Consider the following 360-nt stretch of genomic DNA (forward strand, 5'->3'; position numbering starts at 1 on the left):
CCGCCGGCGAGATGGATCGAAGCCCAAAGGTCGGGGAGCTGATGGTAGAAAGCCTCGACCTTGGCGGAATCCGACAGGTCGACATTGTGCGCCAGATGGACGCTCGCATGGGCTGCATAGGGGAAATGCGGCGGGGCTGCCGCGTGGGCATTTGGCACGTGGCAGATCGCGCCCTGCTCGAGCAACCTGCCGACAACCGCGCCGCCGAGCGCCCCAGTGCCGCCCGTCACCACGATATGCCTGCCATTCAGCGTTTCCGTCATACTGTGACTGCTCCTGTCATATTTTTATAGTTATATCTTGGGTTATGTCGCCCCAGGCTCGAACGTGGCGCCTTTCGTGTTGTCACTCAATTGAAAT

General features: G+C 59.7%; 1 protein-coding gene. It reads right to left on the reverse strand.

The window, feature by feature from the left end:
- Positions 1 to 263, reverse strand: a 263-nt coding sequence (locus EN859_RS36045) for an NAD-dependent epimerase/dehydratase family protein (RefSeq protein WP_135913664.1), incomplete at its 3' end; no start/stop codon positions are given.
- Positions 264 to 360: the final 97 nt, after the last annotated feature.

The organism is Mesorhizobium sp. M00.F.Ca.ET.216.01.1.1 (assembly GCF_004010325.2).
Classification (GTDB): domain Bacteria; phylum Pseudomonadota; class Alphaproteobacteria; order Rhizobiales; family Rhizobiaceae; genus Mesorhizobium.